Source organism: Gracilibacillus sp. JCM 18860 (genome assembly GCF_055395245.1).
In genome coordinates this window covers 914,545-931,732 of sequence record NZ_AP043868.1, presented here as the reverse complement: position 1 = coordinate 931,732, position 17,188 = coordinate 914,545, and the positions used below count along the sequence as shown (strand labels likewise).

The following is a 17,188-nucleotide window of genomic DNA, read 5'->3' as shown; positions in this document are numbered from 1 at the left end:
ATATATGGATGAATTCACATTAAAAGCTTTATCAGAGAAAGAACTAAGCCTTATTTTGCAATGGCGTAACTCAAAAAGGGTTCGAGCATTTATGTATGATGATCATCTTATCACATGGAAGGAGCACCTTGAGTGGTTTCAGCATCTAATGAATAATCCTCAAAAAAAGGTAATGATCTTTTATCATGGCAATCAGCCACTTGGACTTGTTCAGTTTTTTGACATGGATCAGACCCATGCGAGATGTTATTGGGGTTTTTATATTGGAGAAGAAGCAGCACCAAAAGGCACAGGTACCATGATGGGCATTTTGGCATTAGATAAAATGTTTCAGGAAGAAGGAATGCATAAAATTTGTGCAGAAGTGATTCAGACAAATGAGGTAAGCTTGCACTTTCACAAGAAGCTAGGATTTGAAGCAGAAGGTAAATTTGTGGAGCATGTTCGAAAGGAAGGTTTGTTTATAGATGTTATCCCGATGGCTTTACTACACGAACAATGGAAGATAGTCCGTGAAGGTCTCCTAGAAAATAAAGGAGGGAAAAGATGAGAGACATCGTTATAGGAGAACGTTTTATTGGCAAGAATCATTCGCCCTTTATCATTGCAGAAATGTCAGGAAATCATAATCAGTCATTAGAACGGGCTTTGCAAATAGTCGAAGCAGCAGCAGAAGCTGGGGTTGATGCTTTAAAGATTCAGACATATACAGCAGACACCATGACTTTGAATGAAACAAAAATGGACGATTTTGTCATTCGTGATCAAGAGAGCTTATGGAAGAATAAGTCCTTATATCAATTGTATCAAGAAGCCTATACACCATGGGAATGGCATGAAGCTATATTTGATAAATGTAGAGAACTGGGTATTATTGGATTCAGTTCACCGTTTGATGAAACAGCGGTCGATTTTTTAGAAAGTTTACAAGTTCCTATGTATAAAATCGCATCGTTTGAGTGTACCGATTTACCTTTAATTAAAAAAGTTGCCCAGACTAAAAAACCTATGATTATTTCAACAGGTATGTGTAGTGCTGCCGAGATTGAGGAGACAGTAAAAACAGCAAGAGAGGCTGGCTGCACTGAAATGGTATTACTCAAGTGTACGAGTACATACCCTGCAACACCAGAAAATAGTAATGTACGAACGATCCCTCATATGGAGGATTTGTTTCAGTGTCAAATTGGCCTTTCAGATCATACGCTAGGTTCGGGAGTAGCATTAGCAAGTATTGCATTAGGGGCAACAGTCATTGAAAAACACCTAACCTTATCCAGAGCAGAAGGTGGCGTGGACTCCCAGTTTTCCTTAGAGCCTGACGAATGGAAGGTCCTTGTAGCGGAAGCCAAACGAGCATGGCAGGGATTAGGCCACATACATTATGGAACAACTAAAGCAGAAACCCCATCCAAAAAATATCGACGATCCTTATATATTGTAGATAATATGAAGAAGGGTGAAAAAATTACAAAAGAGAATATGCGAGTTATCCGACCTGGATATGGCTTACCACCAAAATATTATGACATTTTATTAGGCAAAACGGTTAAGAAGAATATTCCAAAGGGTACTCCAGTTGATTGGGATTTAATTTAAAGGAACGTGTCTCACTGTTGTATAATCGAGTTCACTTAAAAATATAGTGAATTCGATTTTTATTATCCTCATTCTCGTTATTAGAAAAAAATGTTAATATAGATTTAAGCATTATAGAAATTATAACAATATTTTTTTATTTAACGAGTAAGAGGAGGGGGATATTTTGAAATTTATCCTTATATTTGGACCTCAGGCAGTGGGGAAAATGACTGTTGGTAAAGAACTATCGAATTTAACAGGCTTAAAATTATTTCACAACCATATGACCATAGAGTTACTTCATCCATTTTTTGACTTCACTTCAGAGATGTTTCATTTGTCCTCTCACTTTCGCGAGAAAATTTTCCAATCATTTGTGCAAACAGATCAGCTTGGGATGATTTTCACTTATGTATGGGCATTTAACCTAGAACAAGATTGGAAAGAGGTGGAACGTTTTTGTCATATATTCCGTTCGAACGGAGCAGAAGTTTACTTTGTAGAATTAGAAGCAAATATAGATACGAGATTAGAGCGAAATCGAACACCTAACCGATTGAAGGAAAAACCTTCCAAACGAAATATTAATAGATCTGAACAAGAGCTAAAAAATTCGATTGAGAAATATCGTCTGAATTCTACTAATGGTGAAATAGAAGAAGAGTATTATATTAGGATCAATAATACATTTCTTAGCCCAAAACAAGTTGCACAAAAAATAATAACAGCATTCCAATTATAAAGGAGAGAAAGTCATGTTCACTTATTACATAAATCAAAATATCTCATTGAAATTCCCAGAACTAAAGGATGCAGATCGAATTTTTCAGTTAACAGATCGATCTCGAGAGTATTTACGTGAATGGCTTCCATGGGTTGACTTTACCAAAACGGTTGAAAATTCGAGAAAGTTTATACAAATAAGTCGGCAAGATTACATAGATCAGAAAAGTATGGTCACCTTTATTGTATGGAAAGGAAAAGTGGTCGGAGTCGCAGGATTTAACCAAATTGATTGGTCAAATAAGAGTGTACAAATTGGCTATTGGCTGGATAAAAATTATGAAGGAAAAGGAATAATGACTAAATCAGTGGAAGCACTGACTGATTATGCATTTAATCAACTATCCATTAACCGTGTGGAAATAAAGGCAGCAGTAAATAATAAGAAAAGTCGGGCAATCCCTGAAAGGCTTGGATTTGTAAAAGAAGGCATTATGCAACAAGCTGAATGGATAAATGATCGCTTCGAAGATATTGTCGTATATGGCAAATAGCAGGATTAGCATAAGAAAAAAGAGTAAAACATGTATTCTAAATTTGAGGAAAAACTAACAGAATAAGAAAAATCTGATGAAAATAAGGGGTAGGTCTCTATGGCTTCAAGAATTATTGGCACTATAGCAGGATTATCTAGTTTATTACTTTGGTTTTCTTTTCATTTTATGAATCCGTATAATGATCTAATAGGTATTGAACCTTTTTTTAGAACGACTTTATTGCTTGCCCTTCCGGCTTGTCTTGCTATCTATGCAGCATGGAGACGTAAAAAGGTTCCTATGCTTATCGCATTTATATGGTCCTTTCCATTAAGTCTATATACTGGGCTAACTCAAAGTATGTATTCTTTCTTTGGCATAACCTGCCTATTCTACTTGACCAGTTATTTTCTAATGCTGTTAAGTGAGAGAACGAATAAATAATCACAGATGGATAGGGGTGCTCTTGTAAAGCAGTTGGAGGTACGAAATATGAAATTTGTTTTGAAGCTTTTATGGTTTATGAGTACGTTATGTATGGTGATTAGTTGTAGTACTGAAGAAACTCATAAAGAAAAAGAAGAAAATGTTATTGTCCAAGCAAATTTAACTGCAAAAGAGAATGGAATTCTTACTACGACTACAGATCAATTTTTAATTACTGACTTTAATTTAATAGGGGAGGATAACAAAGTATCCATAAGGTTCGAAAAATATAAATCTGGTAAGTTGATAAAAAAATGGGATTCGATTTCAACAGAAAAAATTGGTGATGGAACTATAGTCCTTACGTTTTCAACAAATAGCGAGGATGGTAATCAACTTGAGATTAGATCTGGGATTATAAGTAAAGGTAGTACTAGTTCTAATATCATGTATGATCACCTTAAAGATAGTGAATCAGAGTATTTGCTTGGTTTATCAGATTCTCCCTTATTGATGGAACAAAAAGTAAAGGAAGAAATGCTAATTGGAAGTTTTTTATTTCAGATCGAAGGAGATAGTATCGAATCCCCGGGTCCTGAGTTCTATCAAAGCTTAAAAGAGAATTTGGATGAATATGATGTCGTTTACTTAATTTGGGCTGAATTTAAAAAAAAAGCGAATGGAGGTGACTCTAAACAATGAATAGAGCATATTTGCATTTAGAAGGACTGGCGGTATTGATTTTGTGTCTTTATTTTTATTATATCAATGAATTTAGCTGGTTGCTATTCTTTGTTCTTCTATTGGTGCCAGATATATCAATGCTTGGTTATGCTATTAATCAAAGCATCGGTGCTAAGTTGTACAACATATTCCATACTTATATTTTTCCAATAATTTTATTAATTTCAGGCGTGATATTCCATTGGTCAATCATTATCCCTATCGCAATTATTTGGATCATCCACATTGCGATCGATCGACTTTGTGGATTTGGCTTGAAATATACGACAAGTTTTAAGGATACTCATTTACAAAAGGTTTAACAAAGATAAAAAATTACATTTTAATTGTTTAACATTTTAAGAATTTCGGGTATAATGTAATTAGAAAATCATAACATATAAAAACCGTAAGCGGTGCAACGCTTACGGTTACAATAGACCGAACCCCGTTAAGAGGGGCGGCACTTCAGGAGATAATCCCTCAGAGCCTACGCAAAAGCATATGAGGGGTTATTTTTTATTTTTATCGGACATGATAAACGCAACTAACATCCCAAAAGAGATCATTAGTGTTAATACGTTTTCGATATCCATAAGCATCACCTCCCTTCTATTGGACAAATCCAAAGAAGGTACAACAAGGTGTGCCACCCCTCATATGAAGCCGATCTATTGATGAATCTATTATAACATTTATCGAATACTAGTAGAGCTTTTCGACATGATTTTTCAAAATTATAAATATATATTGATTTCAGCGAATATATGTTCTGCTATAAGTGATAAATTGAAAAAGATGGGTGATCGTATGTTCTTAAAAAGAATTACATTATTACATGAGCAAATTCCGTTTTATCGAGATTATCCTTTCTCGATTCCGATAATAAAAAATTTCGAGGAATTGAACTTAAAAAGTAATGTAACGTTTTTTGTTGGAGAAAATGGATCAGGTAAATCTACGCTATTAGAAGCAATTGCAGATAAATGCGGCTTTCATACAGCCGGTGGAAGTAGAAATAATCAATATGAGGTACATGCCTCAGAGTCTCCGCTAACAAAGTATATTCGCCTTGCATGGTTGCCTAAGGCTACGAATGGCTTTTTTCTGCGTGCTGAAACCTTTTATCATTTTGCTTCCCATATTGATGCGGTTGAAGCATCATATGCCTATGGTGGACGTTCATTACATGAGCAATCTCATGGAGAGTCTTTTCTATCCCTTTTTCTCCATCGATTTCATGGGAAAGCTATTTATTTGTTGGATGAACCTGAAGCAGCACTTTCTCCAAGTAGACAATTGACCTTCCTCAAAATACTTCACGACCTTACAAAAAACGACGAATGTCAATTTATTATCGCCACACATTCTCCAATTTTACTAGGATGTCCTGACGCAACAATTCTAAGCTTTGATAATGAAAACATCGAAGAAATAAAATATGAAATGACAAATCATTACCAGCTAACGAAGAACTTCTTACAGAATAGAGAGCGATATCTGTCTGAATTATTGCGAGAGGAATGATTATTTTCCACTCTAAAATATATGGAAAAGGTGATACAAAGTGAAACTATATCGAATGACAAATATAAGAGCAAATAATTTTAGGAGAATTAACGTTACTGACATTCCAAAGTAGCTGAAAAACGGCACGATTATAATGACTGGGATTTAATTGGTTTACTGAACGATATCAAAAAGTTGTACCTACAATCCTTTCACTTATAAAAATGAAACAATTAAGCAAAGCAGTGACATCATCGATAGGACAATATCTTTTTCAACTGTTGTCACACATTAACGATTATTTGATTGAAAAAAATTGCTGAGCATATGTGCTTAGCAGTTTTTTTATCTAATCTTAAAAGATGCTAAATTGTAAATATTTCGATATCATAATAATAGTGCTTTTTTGTGCTGAATCAAATTTTACATCATTCACTACGACACACAAAAATCAAAAAACGATATACTATATATACTTGTGTATAAAAACTTCGTAAGACTTAATCGAAAAAGGGGGAGGATTTTAACTTGCCAAAACATGCTTCAGACGATACAATTGCGGATATTGAAAAAGAATTGCGTTATATCGCAGGAATTATCAAACAAAAGGGCAGGGAGATCTTACATAATTATCCGATAACTGCGCCACAATTTGTTGCACTTCAATTCCTGTTAGAATACGGTGATATGACGTTGGGAGAACTTTCCAATAAAATTCATCTCGCATTTAGTACGACAACTGATTTAGTGGATCGAATGGAGAAAATAAATGTTGTCGAGAGAGTAAAAGACAAGAAAGACCGAAGAGTGGTACGGATTCACTTACTTGATGAAGGAAAAAAAATCATAAAAGAAGTAATTGAAAAACGAAGAGACTATTTAGGTGAAGTATTAGCAAATGTAAAAGAAGATGACATCCAACAACTTTCCCACTTATTACATGTTTTACATGCGGAAATGAGGGAAAAAAAGAACGAATGAACAAACAAAGAGGCGATGAAATGAAGCAACCAATTGGCGTGATTGATTCAGGAGTAGGTGGATTAACAGTAGCAATCGAATTAATGCGACAGTTACCAAAAGAATCGATCATTTATTTGGGAGATACGGAAAGATGCCCATATGGGCCTAGGCCGAAGGAAGAGGTAATTCAATATACATGGGAAATGGTCCGTTTTTTACAAACAAAACAAATCAAAATGCTTGTTGTAGCGTGTAATACAGCGACTGCATTTACATTAGATTTATTGCGAGAGGAATTAGATATACCGGTGATAGGGGTTATTCAACCAGGTGCAAGAGCAGCAATTACACATTCAAGAAGCTATGAAATTGGTGTTATTGGAACTGAAGGTACGATAGGCAGTAAAGCTTATCCCTCTACCTTAAAACATATCAATGAAGGAATTAACGTATATGATTTAGCTTGCCCTAGATTTGTACCAATGGTAGAAAAAGGACTTATTTCTGGAGATCTAGCTTATGAAATTGTGCATAAATCGTTATTACCTTTAAAAAAACATAAAGAGATGGATACATTAATCCTTGGTTGTACACATTATCCAATGATTCGTGAGTTAATACAGGAGGTAATGGGGCCTAGAGTTATTGTAATTTCTTCAGGGGAAGAAACCGCACGTGAGGTCAGTACAATTTTAGGTTACAATAGTAAGCTATATACAGGCGATCGCAAGCCAAAGCATTCTTTTTATACAACAGGAGACCCTGAAATTTTTAAAAAAATTGCTTCGAAATGGCTCAAGCAAAATATTGATATCGTTGAGAAAATTGAATTAGCAGAAGTACAAAGCATGGGATATTGATCTCATGTTTCTTTTTTTGGTCTATTTTACCTGATAGCTCGTATATATAATAGTACAAACCATCGTAGGAGGTATCGGTTATGAAAATCGATTTAACAAAAAAAGTGGTAGGCTTACTATTATTGAGTTTGTTGTTTTTAAGTGGATGTGGGGTGTTTAAAGGAGAGCAGACTTTAGAACAAATTGATTCTCCTCCTGAAGATGCACAATTTACAGATGATTTAGAAAATGCACCAGAGGAATCTGAAGATACAGGTGATGGGACAGAAGAGGGTGGAGAAGAAGGAATTGTCGAGGATGATAATGAAGGACAAACGGAAGACGAAGAATCCTCCACTACAGGAGAATCTGTCTCAAGAATGCTTTATTTAATTGATCAAAACGGATTAGTCGTACCACATGAAGTAGAATTGCCAACACCTGCATCTAAAGAAGTAGCAAAACAAGTATTAGAGTATTTAGTAAAAGACGGTCCTGTAAGTTCCATGCTCCCAACAGGATTCCAAGCTGTACTTCCTGCTGGAACAGAAATATTATCACTGAATTTGGAGGAAGGAACCTTAATTGTGGATGTCTCCGAGGAATTTAAGAATTATGAAGCGGAAAATGAAGCCAAAATCTTAGAAGCAATGACATATACTTTAACACAATTTGAAAATGTGGAAAATGTACAGCTTCGTATTGACGGTCAAGCATTATCAGAAATGCCGGTAAATGGAACCCCTATAGAAAATGGATATTCAAGAGCAAATGGAATTAATGTTCATCAAGCAGCTGGAGTAGATTTCATGGAAAGTAAAGCAACTACGCTTTACTTTCCAATGCAAGGTGAGGAATCTGTTTATTTTGTTCCGATTACACAGCATGTAGAAACTACTGGCGATAATGCTTATCAAAATATTGTACAAGCATTACTTGATGGGCCAGGATTTGATCTTCCACTGACACCTTATATGAATACAGGTTCTGCTCTTACAGCAGAACCTGTTATGAAGGATGGCGTACTGTCCTTAACTTTTAATGAAAATATTCTATCTAATAGTGAAAAAAGTGTGATTGCAGATGAGGTAATGAAGTCGATTGTCTTAACATTAACGGAGCAGGAAGGAATCAATGCCGTCGAGGTAATGGTTGAAAACCATGAGCAAGTTTTCAATGAAAAAGAACAGCCATACAATGAGCCTGTCTCTAAAGACATGGTCGTGCCAACAGAAAGCATTTAGATAGATGAAGCCTCATACTTTAATGTGTGAGGCTTTCTTATTTTATTAATAATTTTAGATCAATTGGTGTATGAAACCTCAACTGTTATCCAAAAATATGTTAAGATAAAAAAGAATGTTAGGAGGAAGTTAGATGCGAGAGTCAGGGAGAGAAGTAAATCAATTAAGGAATATTGATATTATTACTAATTTTACGAAACATGCAGAAGGATCTGTATTAATAACAGTCGGAGATACGAAAGTTATTTGTAATGCGAGTGTTGAGGATAGAGTTCCACCATTTATGAGAGGTTCTGGGAAAGGCTGGATTACAGCAGAATATGCAATGCTTCCGAGGGCAACAGAAACCCGTAATATTCGTGAATCATCGAAGGGAAAAGTATCTGGACGAACAATGGAGATTCAACGTTTGATTGGACGGTCTTTACGTGCAGTAGTCGATTTGGATGCCATTGGAGAGAGGACGATTTGGCTTGACTGTGATGTCATTCAAGCGGATGGAGGGACTAGAACTGCATCTATTACTGGGGCTTTTGTTGCAATGGTATTGGCGTTAGGAAAACTCGTCGAAAAAGATGTTCTGAAAGAATTACCTATCAAGGATTATTTAGCAGCTATTTCCGTAGGTGTTTTGCCTGATGGAACAGAAATCCTGGATTTAGAATATGTAGAGGATAGTATAGCACATGTCGATATGAATGTTGTCATGACTGGTAAAGGCGAATTTGTCGAATTACAAGGTACAGGTGAAGAAGCTACCTTTACTCGAAATCAACTAATGACGATGTTAGATTTAGCAGATAAAGGATTGAATGAGATATTTAAAATACAAGAAGATGCTATTCAATCATATAAAGACATGTTAGATATAAGTTGAGGAGTTATATCATGAAAGAATTAATTATTGCGACAAAGAATAAAGGGAAAATTAGGGATTTCGAACAATTATTCTCCCCTTTTTCTATCCAAGTGAAGTCATTATTAGATATAGAAGGAATAGAGGATATTGAAGAGACAGGATCAACCTTTGAGGAAAACGCAGCGATTAAGGCAGAAGCTATCTCGAATAAGTTCGGTGTTACTGTCATTGCAGATGATTCTGGACTAGTTGTGGATGCATTAAATGGTGCACCAGGAGTATATTCTGCTAGGTATGCAGGTGAGGATAAAGATGATCAAGCAAATATAGAGAAAGTACTGTCCGAATTACAAGGTACTTCAGAAGAAAACCGAACCGCACGATTTGTTTGTGTTTTAGCCGTGTCACAGCCAGCCAAAGAGACCTTCTTTACACGTGGAGAATGTGAGGGGACCATCGGTTATCAAGTAAAGGGTGAGCACGGTTTTGGATATGATCCTATTTTTTATCCCCTAAATAGTAGGAGAACGATGGCTGAGATGAGACCAGAAGAAAAAAATCAAATAAGTCACCGAAAAAAAGCGTTAGACCAGTTAAAGAAGTGGGTAGAACAATTATAGATACTGATATGTGTTGCAAGGGGATGAAATTATGTTAAAGGTACTAATAATAAGTGATAGTCATGGCTGGGAAGAGGAAGTAATGGAAATAAAACAGCGTCACCAGCACGAGGTTGATGCCATGATTCATTGTGGTGATTCAGAACTATCACATGATAGTAGGGAACTGGAAGGGATACATACAGTGCAAGGAAACATGGACTTTGATAGTAAGCTACCTGAAGAGCTCTCTTTTGAGGTTGGTAAATTTCATTTTTTCGTAGCACATGGCCATTTACACCAAATAAAGACAACATTAATGCCCATTTCCTATCGTGCCGATGAGGAAGGTGCCAATATTGTTTGTTTTGGTCATTCTCACATTCCTGGAGTAGAGAAGGTCGAGAATAAGCTTTTTATAAATCCTGGTAGCATTAGATTACCACGAACTTCACACCCAGGTTCCTATGTGCTTTTATCTGCAGATGAGGCTCTAAAGGAGATATCAGTGAATTTTTATACAAAAGATGGAGATGAAATTTCAGCTTTAGCTTATCAGACATCCTTGGCATAGTCAGATCAACAGGGTAACTCCCTGTTGATCAAAAAATAAGAAAGAATCCAAAGAAAGTGTTGACTTTTATCGGCAATGTTTATATAATATTACTTGTCCGCTAAAAAGTCGGATACTTACATAACTTTTCAAATGAATCAGATCTTACTTAAAACAGAAGAATAAATGCGGGTGTAGTTTAGTGGTAAAACCTCAGCCACGAGCAATGCATCCACCGAGTAACCGGCGAGTTGCTCCGAAGCATCCATCATCATTGGTTAAGCTAGAAGATGCAGGAGCATGATGGGCGTCATATACAATTTTATAATACTATTAATAATAATGCGCGGGTGTAGTTTAGTGGTAAAACCTCAGCCTTCCAAGCTGATGTCGAGGGTTCGATTCCCTTCACCCGCTCCATGTCCCAGTAGCTCAGCAGGATAGAGCAACAGCCTTCTAAGCTGTGGGTCGGGAGTTCGAATCTCTCCTGGGACGTTACCACGTAAGAATAAGTAAGAAAATAAAAATGCGAAAACCGCTGTAAATGTTGTTATATCAATGTTTATAGCGGTTTTTTCTTAAAATAAAAAGTACCAAAAGAACATAATAATTTGGGGCTCTATACTGAATGTGGTGCTGAAAAAAGGTTATTAACGGGCAATGGGCTTATAGATATTGGGAGAGGAGAACTCCATTTATGGAAATTAGAAAACCTAATGATTCGGAATATAAAAAGATTTTATCACTTGCACCACAAGCATTATTCGATGGTACATTAGGCGAGGCAAATCCGTCAGATGAAAAAGTCAAACAACTTGTTGAACCATTATTGAAGAAAGGAAGCTATTATTTGATAGCAACTGAAGGCAATAATCTAATGGGTTGGATTCTTATAGGAACAAGTAAAGACCAATTTACTGAAAAGATATGTGGATTTATTTATGAATTATATGTGTTAGATGAATTTAGGGGAAATGGAATTTCAAAACAATTGATGGAAACTGGTATCGACCATTTTAAACAAGATGGATATTCAGAGGTTCGTTTAAGTGTATATGCAGGAAATCAAGCGAATAAACTTTATGAAAAATTAGGATTCAAAAATAGAACCATTACAATGAGTATGACCATTTAAAACAAACAACTTTATGAATAACTAATAGAGTGGTTTATTGAGGATTGGAGAACACAAGATGGTTTTCGACCATTTTATCGAAAAAATCAATATTAAAAAAAGTCACAGCGATAAATACTGAATTAGGATTATAAAATAACTATATTATGAATTGCAGTAAACAGCTTGTTAATCTAAAAAAGGAGGCACTGTATGGGTGCTCCAGAAGAAAATAATGAGACAGATTATAAGTTTCGTATTTAGTAAAAAAGAATATTACCGTGCAAGACTTCTAACAGTTAGTTAGAATAATCAATATATTTTCTGAAATTGTCTACAATTGCTTGCCATCCTTTTTTGGCATTGCGATTTCATTAGTGTCCTCTGCTTCAAAAGCTTCCGTAATCCTAGTCTCGTTTTCATGGTCAATAAAAGTTACAGTATCTTTTCGTCCATCATCAAGAGTAAATCCGATAATTTCATTTTTTCTCAATTCAGCTTAAACCCCACTAATATCAAAACCCAAACTCCCGTCTTTGGCTTCCATTCTGGTAACGCATTTTCCTCCAACCCTTAAATCATTTTCGGCGTTTGGTGCATGCTAATCATCAGTAGCAAAATACCACTTTGTTATGTGCTCTGGCTTCGTTCAATACTCCTACACTTTCCAATAGGAGCATGAACTGTCGTTTCAACTGTCATCGTTACTGGTTTATTTGTTCCCATTCCAAGACCTCCTATTATTAATTCAAACTTACTGTGCTTATCGTAGCAAATAATTGGTTGTAGATTTCTTCTAGATTGCTTTGATTTTAGATTTAATTTTTTGCACATATGGCTGAAAAGAAAGCTTCAAGATATGCTATTAAACAACATTATCCTTCATTATTTGGTAAAAAGTTTACGTTCTTATTATAGTGAATAGCTGCATCCGTATTAATATAGTTGAAACAAGGTTAAGTAGATGTTTTCTTTATGCTATAGTAGAATAATCTAATGCTTTAAATAATTATAAAATTTCTTCAAAGTGATTTGACGGGAGCTCGAATCTTTTCTAGGTTTATTAAAAAGATTTACTTACAACATTACTGCTAGGAGGAGACTCTTTGGATGCTTTGTTTATTTTTATGGTAATTATTTTGGTAGCATCGATTCTACAAACGAGCACTGGTTTTGGTTTTTCCATTATGGCAACCCCTTTTTTATTGTACTTATTTCGGCCACAAGAAGCGATCCAAATCAATATTATTTTATCTTTAATTATCTCTTTAGCTTTAATGTGGAAAATTAGAAGTGAAGTCGATTTCCAACTTTTTAAAAGATTTACACTAGGAAGTTTGTTTGGTATTCCACTTGGAATCGTGATTTTTTTAATCATGAACCTGAGCATTTTTAAATTAAGTGTAAGTTGCCTACTTTTGTTCTTAACCTTATTATTAATAGTAAAATTTAAAATCAAAGCAACACCATTTAGAGATTATATTATTGGGGGGTTATCAGGAGTTTTAACCACAAGTATTGGAATGCCAGGACCACCATTATTACTTTATTTTACAGGGACAGCTACAAAAAAAGAAAAATTAAGAGCTACAACACTTGCTTTTTACTTATTCATATATTTCGTTAGTCTTCTAACTCAAATTACTTTTGCTGGGACTAGCAAATTAATATGGGAATCAAGCTTATTTGTGATACCTGTCGTTATACTTGGACTGCTTTTAGGTAATTATTTATTCACTCTATTTACAGAGAAGATATTTCGAATAACTACATATATTCTACTTTGTAGTTCAGGGCTATACCTTCTTTTGGATAGTATAATTGACTTGTTTTGAAATAATTTTTATTGGGAATATATAGCTAAACATTTATATGAGAGCTTCTATTATGGCAAACTGTTAGCCATCAAATTTTTTCTATACCGATAGTGTAAAAAATGTGAGCTTGTTCAAACTAATATCAAAGCTAACAAAACTTGTTACTTAACCCGATACACCATATAATAGAAGTAACCGAAAGGTAGGTGAAAGGATGAAAGAGGAAAATCTTATAATATTTCCAAAGTGGAAGGACGATCTTGAAGGCAAAGCAAAATCAGCCATGCAAGAAAATGATTACAAAAAAGCTTATGATTACTTTCACCAGTTAACAGAAAACGGCGTTCACTCACATGAAGTACTCACAGGAAAACTGATTTGTATGATGGAATTGAATATGGATGAAGAAGTTGAGTCGTTGTGTGAACAATTAATTGCTGAGAAGGACGACTATTACGCATCTTATGTACATATTTACGCAACCTTATTATTTCAAGCAAGTAAATATAAAGAAGTAATGTACTTAATTGAAAATGCCCTCGATGAAGGGATCATAACCGAAGCAATGGAAGAACAATTAAAGCAAATGTATCAATTAAGTAAAGAACTACAGCAACAAGAGGACAAGAAATCCTATCAAGAAGTGCTAAAAGTATTAAATGAGGCCATTGACGCAAAAAACGATAGGCAACAATGGTATATGATTAAAAGGCTAGTGTCATTGAATATTCGTGAAGATATTCCACTTCTTAGGGAAATGTTAGTAACAAGTGATATCCATCCCGTAGTCAAAACAGCAATTTTAGAATTTTATCGAAAAGCCGATATAACCGATCATATCGAAATAGAAAAATTTCAGGTCAAAGATACCATTCCAATACATAACGCAACCATTTTTAATTTACAAAAATTCTATGATGGAGTGTACCAGTACTTAGAAGAGATCGAACAGAATGAACCAACAAATTTTCAAATGATCCAATTTATTCTTGAACGTTTTACTTATGTATATGTCCCTTTTTTACCACAAGAAGAAAATTATCAGTTGCTTGCGGAAGCATTAGAATACTATGTGGATAGAAGCTTAGAAGTTTTTGATGCTCAGTCTGTGCTACAGGGGGAACGAATGAAGGAAGAATACATAAAAATGATTGATTTATCTGAAGCGCTATATGGTTCCATCTTAGATGTATAAAAATGATTGATGCTTGTCAAAACAGTTCGACAAGCATCAATCGTTATATAGTTAATCCTTTCTTTTTTGCGTCCTCATCCAACAGACTTCCAATCGCTAGTCCTAGTCCTACACCAATTGGAATACCTAAAGCAAGATTATCGAATAAAAGTAACCCAAATACTACACCTAAACTTGTTCCAAGAGGCATATAAAGAGACAAATAATATCCTTTTTTCACTATTTTATGCTTTTTTGTTAAATGAGAAGTAATTTTCTTAACGAGGGAATGATAAGCGTTTATTGCTTCAGTTTGTTTTTCGCCTTCCTCGTCGCTTATTTTATCCAATGTTTTCTCGAATGCTATTAAATAATTTTGACAATGGTCACAAGTTTCAGAAAGTTGGTCCATTTTCTCCAGAATTTTTATATCTTTATCTGTCTGAAAGGTTTTTGCTTGCGTTAATTCTTCTAGTTGTTTAAGTGATGCTTTAGCAAAGGGATTTTTCATGAAATCTACCTCCAAATGTCTATATATAGTATACGATTTATAAATGGGTTAGGTTTCAAAAAAATGAAGAGGAGGAAGTGTATGACTAGTGAGCATGAATTAGGTAAGATAGTAATCCTTAATGGTCCGCCTCGATCTGGTAAGTCTACGATGGCTACTAAAATCCAGGAGCAATTGGGCGGTATTTGGATGAATTTCGGAGTCGACCAAATGATGAATATGACTCCAAAGCAATATCAGCCGGGAATTGGATTAAGGCCTGGTGGAGAGAGACCTGATTTAGAGCCAATTGTAGAAAAAATGTATCTATCTTTGTACCATTCTATTGCTAGCTTTAGTCGAACTGGCTTGAATGTTGTGGTTGATGTAGGTCATCATAATTTTTATCGGAAGCCACTAAACCTACTTCCTAGATGTATGAAAATCCTAGAAAATCATCCTGTTGCTTTCGTAGGAGTTTTTTGTCAAATGGATGAGCTTATGAATAGAAGAATCAAAACATGGGGTAAGGGATATGATGAAAACGGCGAAGTACCTGAGCCAGTAGAGAAGTGGCAAAAGTTTGTTCACGAGCCTGGGATATATGATTTAGAAATTAATACATCTATTTTGAATCCAGATGAAAGTGTTGCCAAAATTCAAAATATGCTAAGTCGTCAAACATTCGGTGTAGCAAAACAAGAGATTATTAACGGAGGGAGTAAGCTTGGACAATATTAAGGTTATCCGTGAACAGGAGAGGAAATATCATGATGAATGTTATGAAAGCTATCAATTATTTGAACAAGGGTCCTGGTTACATAAGCCTGTAAAATCTTTAATGGATCTAATACCGCTTTTGGAAGACAAGGAGAACTTGAAAATTTTAGATTTAGGTGCAGGTGTAGGGAGAAACAGTATACCAATCGCAAAAGCTCTAAAGAAAAATGGAGTGAAAGTGGTTTGTGTCGATTTACTAGATTCTGCTATCAATCACTTGAGAAATAATAGTAAACAACATGATGTTGAACAGGAAATTATTCCGGTAAAAGCCGACATCGATAATTATAAAATCTTTCAAGATACTTATGATCTTATCCTAGCTGTTTCTAGTTTAGAGCACATAAGTAATGAACCCATGCTAGACCAAGTTCTTGATCATGTGGCGGAGGGAACGAAAATCGGTGGAATAAATGGGATCATTATAAATTCAGAAGTAAAAGAAATTGATCGTGAGACTGGCAAAAAGCTTGAAGCATTTATTGAACTGAATCTTTCTACCAAAGAAATAATCGAAAAGCTTAAAAAGCATTTTCATGATTGGAAATGGCTCAAACAAATAGTGAGACCACAGGAATATCTCATCAAAAGAGAAGAAAGAGAGGTTATATTAAAAACAAAGGCAATTACATTTATCGCAAGGAAAGAAAGGGGTAATTGAGATGACTTCCGTTTGTTTAGTAAGACATGGGGAAACAGATTGGAATGCACAGGGGAAATTACAGGGAAAAACAGATATACCACTAAATCAGAATGGAATCAAGCAAGCAGAAGAATGCCGAAGTTATTTACAAGAATTTGATTGGGATCTTATTATTTCAAGTCCATTAAAACGGGCTAAGTCAACAGCGGAGATTATTAATCAAGGTTTGAATATCGAACATATTGTGATGGCAGAGTTCTCGGAACGATCGTTTGGAGACGCAGAAGGAATGACGTTCGAAGAGAGGAATAATCGTTATCCTGACAGTAAGTATCCAAACATAGAATCCCGTAATGCTTTAAATAAACGAGTTATGGTAGGAATTGATCATATAATTGAACGATATGCTGGAAAAAAGATATTGTTAGTGGCACATGGTGGAGTGATTAATACTATTTTATCCATGTTCTCAGAAGGTGAGATCGGAGCAGGTAAAACAAGGCTTCTAAATGCTTGCATAAGTAATATTGAATACATTCAAGAAAAATGGCAAATCCATGATTATAATCAAGTGAATCATTTGACGCCAAATAATAATTAAAGAAACATTAATAT

At 35.0% G+C, this 17,188-nt stretch carries 22 protein-coding genes and 2 tRNA genes; 22 read left to right on the top strand and 2 right to left on the bottom strand.

Annotated elements, in window-relative coordinates:
• Nucleotides 1-4 precede the first annotated feature (4 nt).
• From pseH to ACZ5R4_RS04900, 17 genes are all read left to right on the top strand, one after another.
• Complete coding sequence (gene pseH, locus ACZ5R4_RS04980) at nucleotides 5-550, top strand: UDP-4-amino-4,6-dideoxy-N-acetyl-beta-L-altrosamine N-acetyltransferase (RefSeq protein WP_054859076.1); 546 nt, start codon at nucleotides 5-7, stop codon at nucleotides 548-550.
• Complete coding sequence (gene pseI, locus ACZ5R4_RS04975; RefSeq protein ID WP_277678293.1) at nucleotides 547-1,599, top strand: pseudaminic acid synthase; 1,053 nt, start codon at nucleotides 547-549, stop codon at nucleotides 1,597-1,599. The genes pseH and pseI overlap by 4 nt, the downstream gene beginning before the upstream one ends.
• A 166-nt stretch (nucleotides 1,600-1,765) precedes the next feature.
• Nucleotides 1,766-2,323 (top strand): AAA family ATPase, encoded by a 558-nt coding sequence (locus tag ACZ5R4_RS04970; protein WP_464368145.1) that lies wholly within the window; start codon nucleotides 1,766-1,768, stop codon nucleotides 2,321-2,323.
• 13 nt (nucleotides 2,324-2,336) lie between these two features.
• Nucleotides 2,337-2,858, top strand: a complete 522-nt coding sequence (locus tag ACZ5R4_RS04965; RefSeq protein WP_054859078.1) for a GNAT family N-acetyltransferase — start codon at nucleotides 2,337-2,339, stop codon at nucleotides 2,856-2,858.
• A 99-nt stretch (nucleotides 2,859-2,957) separates the two neighbouring features.
• The gene (locus ACZ5R4_RS04960; protein WP_054859079.1) at nucleotides 2,958-3,284 is read left to right on the top strand and encodes a hypothetical protein; all 327 of its coding nucleotides are present in this window, start codon (nucleotides 2,958-2,960) and stop codon (nucleotides 3,282-3,284) included.
• Between the two features lie 48 nt (nucleotides 3,285-3,332).
• Nucleotides 3,333-3,968 (top strand): hypothetical protein, encoded by a 636-nt coding sequence (locus ACZ5R4_RS04955; protein ID WP_464368144.1) that lies wholly within the window; start codon nucleotides 3,333-3,335, stop codon nucleotides 3,966-3,968.
• Nucleotides 3,965-4,312 (top strand): DUF4260 family protein, encoded by a 348-nt coding sequence (locus tag ACZ5R4_RS04950; protein ID WP_054787855.1) that lies wholly within the window; start codon nucleotides 3,965-3,967, stop codon nucleotides 4,310-4,312. The genes ACZ5R4_RS04955 and ACZ5R4_RS04950 overlap by 4 nt, the downstream gene beginning before the upstream one ends.
• A gap of 487 nt (nucleotides 4,313-4,799) precedes the next feature.
• Complete coding sequence (locus tag ACZ5R4_RS04945) at nucleotides 4,800-5,516, top strand: AAA family ATPase (RefSeq protein WP_054859674.1); 717 nt, start codon at nucleotides 4,800-4,802, stop codon at nucleotides 5,514-5,516.
• A gap of 510 nt (nucleotides 5,517-6,026) precedes the next feature.
• Complete coding sequence (locus ACZ5R4_RS04940) at nucleotides 6,027-6,479, top strand: MarR family transcriptional regulator (protein WP_054859081.1); 453 nt, start codon at nucleotides 6,027-6,029, stop codon at nucleotides 6,477-6,479.
• A 20-nt stretch (nucleotides 6,480-6,499) separates the two neighbouring features.
• Nucleotides 6,500-7,321 carry a glutamate racemase gene (gene racE / locus ACZ5R4_RS04935; protein ID WP_109983975.1) on the top strand — a complete coding sequence of 274 codons (822 nt, stop codon included), beginning with the start codon at nucleotides 6,500-6,502 and terminating at the stop codon, nucleotides 7,319-7,321.
• Between the two features lie 80 nt (nucleotides 7,322-7,401).
• The gene (locus tag ACZ5R4_RS04930) at nucleotides 7,402-8,544 is read left to right on the top strand and encodes a GerMN domain-containing protein (protein WP_109983976.1); all 1,143 of its coding nucleotides are present in this window, start codon (nucleotides 7,402-7,404) and stop codon (nucleotides 8,542-8,544) included.
• Nucleotides 8,545-8,677: 133 nt separating this feature from the next.
• Nucleotides 8,678-9,421, top strand: a complete 744-nt coding sequence (rph, locus tag ACZ5R4_RS04925; protein ID WP_464368143.1) for a ribonuclease PH — start codon at nucleotides 8,678-8,680, stop codon at nucleotides 9,419-9,421.
• An 11-nt stretch (nucleotides 9,422-9,432) separates the two neighbouring features.
• Complete coding sequence (locus tag ACZ5R4_RS04920) at nucleotides 9,433-10,023, top strand: XTP/dITP diphosphatase (RefSeq protein ID WP_109983977.1); 591 nt, start codon at nucleotides 9,433-9,435, stop codon at nucleotides 10,021-10,023.
• A gap of 31 nt (nucleotides 10,024-10,054) precedes the next feature.
• The gene (locus ACZ5R4_RS04915) at nucleotides 10,055-10,576 is read left to right on the top strand and encodes a metallophosphoesterase family protein (RefSeq protein WP_054787852.1); all 522 of its coding nucleotides are present in this window, start codon (nucleotides 10,055-10,057) and stop codon (nucleotides 10,574-10,576) included.
• Between the two features lie 325 nt (nucleotides 10,577-10,901).
• Nucleotides 10,902-10,975 (top strand) — tRNA-Gly (locus ACZ5R4_RS04910).
• Nucleotide 10,976: 1 nt separating this feature from the next.
• Nucleotides 10,977-11,050: transfer RNA gene (locus tag ACZ5R4_RS04905), tRNA-Arg, on the top strand.
• A gap of 202 nt (nucleotides 11,051-11,252) precedes the next feature.
• Nucleotides 11,253-11,690, top strand: coding sequence for a GNAT family N-acetyltransferase (locus ACZ5R4_RS04900; protein ID WP_054787851.1), 438 nt, complete (start codon nucleotides 11,253-11,255; stop codon nucleotides 11,688-11,690).
• A gap of 313 nt (nucleotides 11,691-12,003) precedes the next feature.
• Here the strand turns inward: ACZ5R4_RS04900 and ACZ5R4_RS04895 are convergent, their stop codons facing one another.
• Complete coding sequence (locus ACZ5R4_RS04895; RefSeq protein ID WP_342767730.1) at nucleotides 12,004-12,162, bottom strand: SRPBCC family protein; 159 nt, start codon at nucleotides 12,160-12,162, stop codon at nucleotides 12,004-12,006.
• Between the two features lie 613 nt (nucleotides 12,163-12,775).
• Between ACZ5R4_RS04895 and ACZ5R4_RS04890 the strand changes: the two genes are divergently transcribed.
• Entirely contained in the window at nucleotides 12,776-13,504 is a 729-nt protein-coding gene (locus ACZ5R4_RS04890) for a sulfite exporter TauE/SafE family protein (RefSeq protein ID WP_054859084.1), read from the top strand.
• A gap of 196 nt (nucleotides 13,505-13,700) precedes the next feature.
• Nucleotides 13,701-14,681, top strand: coding sequence for a hypothetical protein (locus ACZ5R4_RS04885; protein WP_277678285.1), 981 nt, complete (start codon nucleotides 13,701-13,703; stop codon nucleotides 14,679-14,681).
• Between the two features lie 43 nt (nucleotides 14,682-14,724).
• Here ACZ5R4_RS04885 and ACZ5R4_RS04880 read toward each other — a convergent pair whose 3' ends face one another.
• The gene (locus ACZ5R4_RS04880; protein ID WP_054859086.1) at nucleotides 14,725-15,171 is read right to left on the bottom strand and encodes a hypothetical protein; all 447 of its coding nucleotides are present in this window, start codon (nucleotides 15,169-15,171) and stop codon (nucleotides 14,725-14,727) included.
• Between the two features lie 81 nt (nucleotides 15,172-15,252).
• Here ACZ5R4_RS04880 and ACZ5R4_RS04875 point away from each other — a divergent pair, with 81 nt between their 5' ends.
• The 3 genes from ACZ5R4_RS04875 to ACZ5R4_RS04865 are packed head-to-tail and all read left to right on the top strand — an operon-like array spanning nucleotide 15,253 to nucleotide 17,174.
• A complete protein-coding gene (locus ACZ5R4_RS04875; protein ID WP_464368142.1) occupies nucleotides 15,253-15,891 on the top strand; it encodes a chloramphenicol phosphotransferase CPT family protein in 639 nt (212 codons plus the stop codon).
• Nucleotides 15,878-16,591: a class I SAM-dependent methyltransferase gene (locus tag ACZ5R4_RS04870; RefSeq protein ID WP_109983980.1), complete on the top strand. Its 714-nt coding sequence runs from the start codon at nucleotides 15,878-15,880 to the stop codon at nucleotides 16,589-16,591. Before ACZ5R4_RS04875 ends, ACZ5R4_RS04870 begins: the two co-directional genes overlap by 14 nt.
• Before the next feature lies 1 nt (nucleotide 16,592).
• Nucleotides 16,593-17,174: a histidine phosphatase family protein gene (locus ACZ5R4_RS04865; protein WP_109983981.1), complete on the top strand. Its 582-nt coding sequence runs from the start codon at nucleotides 16,593-16,595 to the stop codon at nucleotides 17,172-17,174.
• Nucleotides 17,175-17,188: the final 14 nt, after the last annotated feature.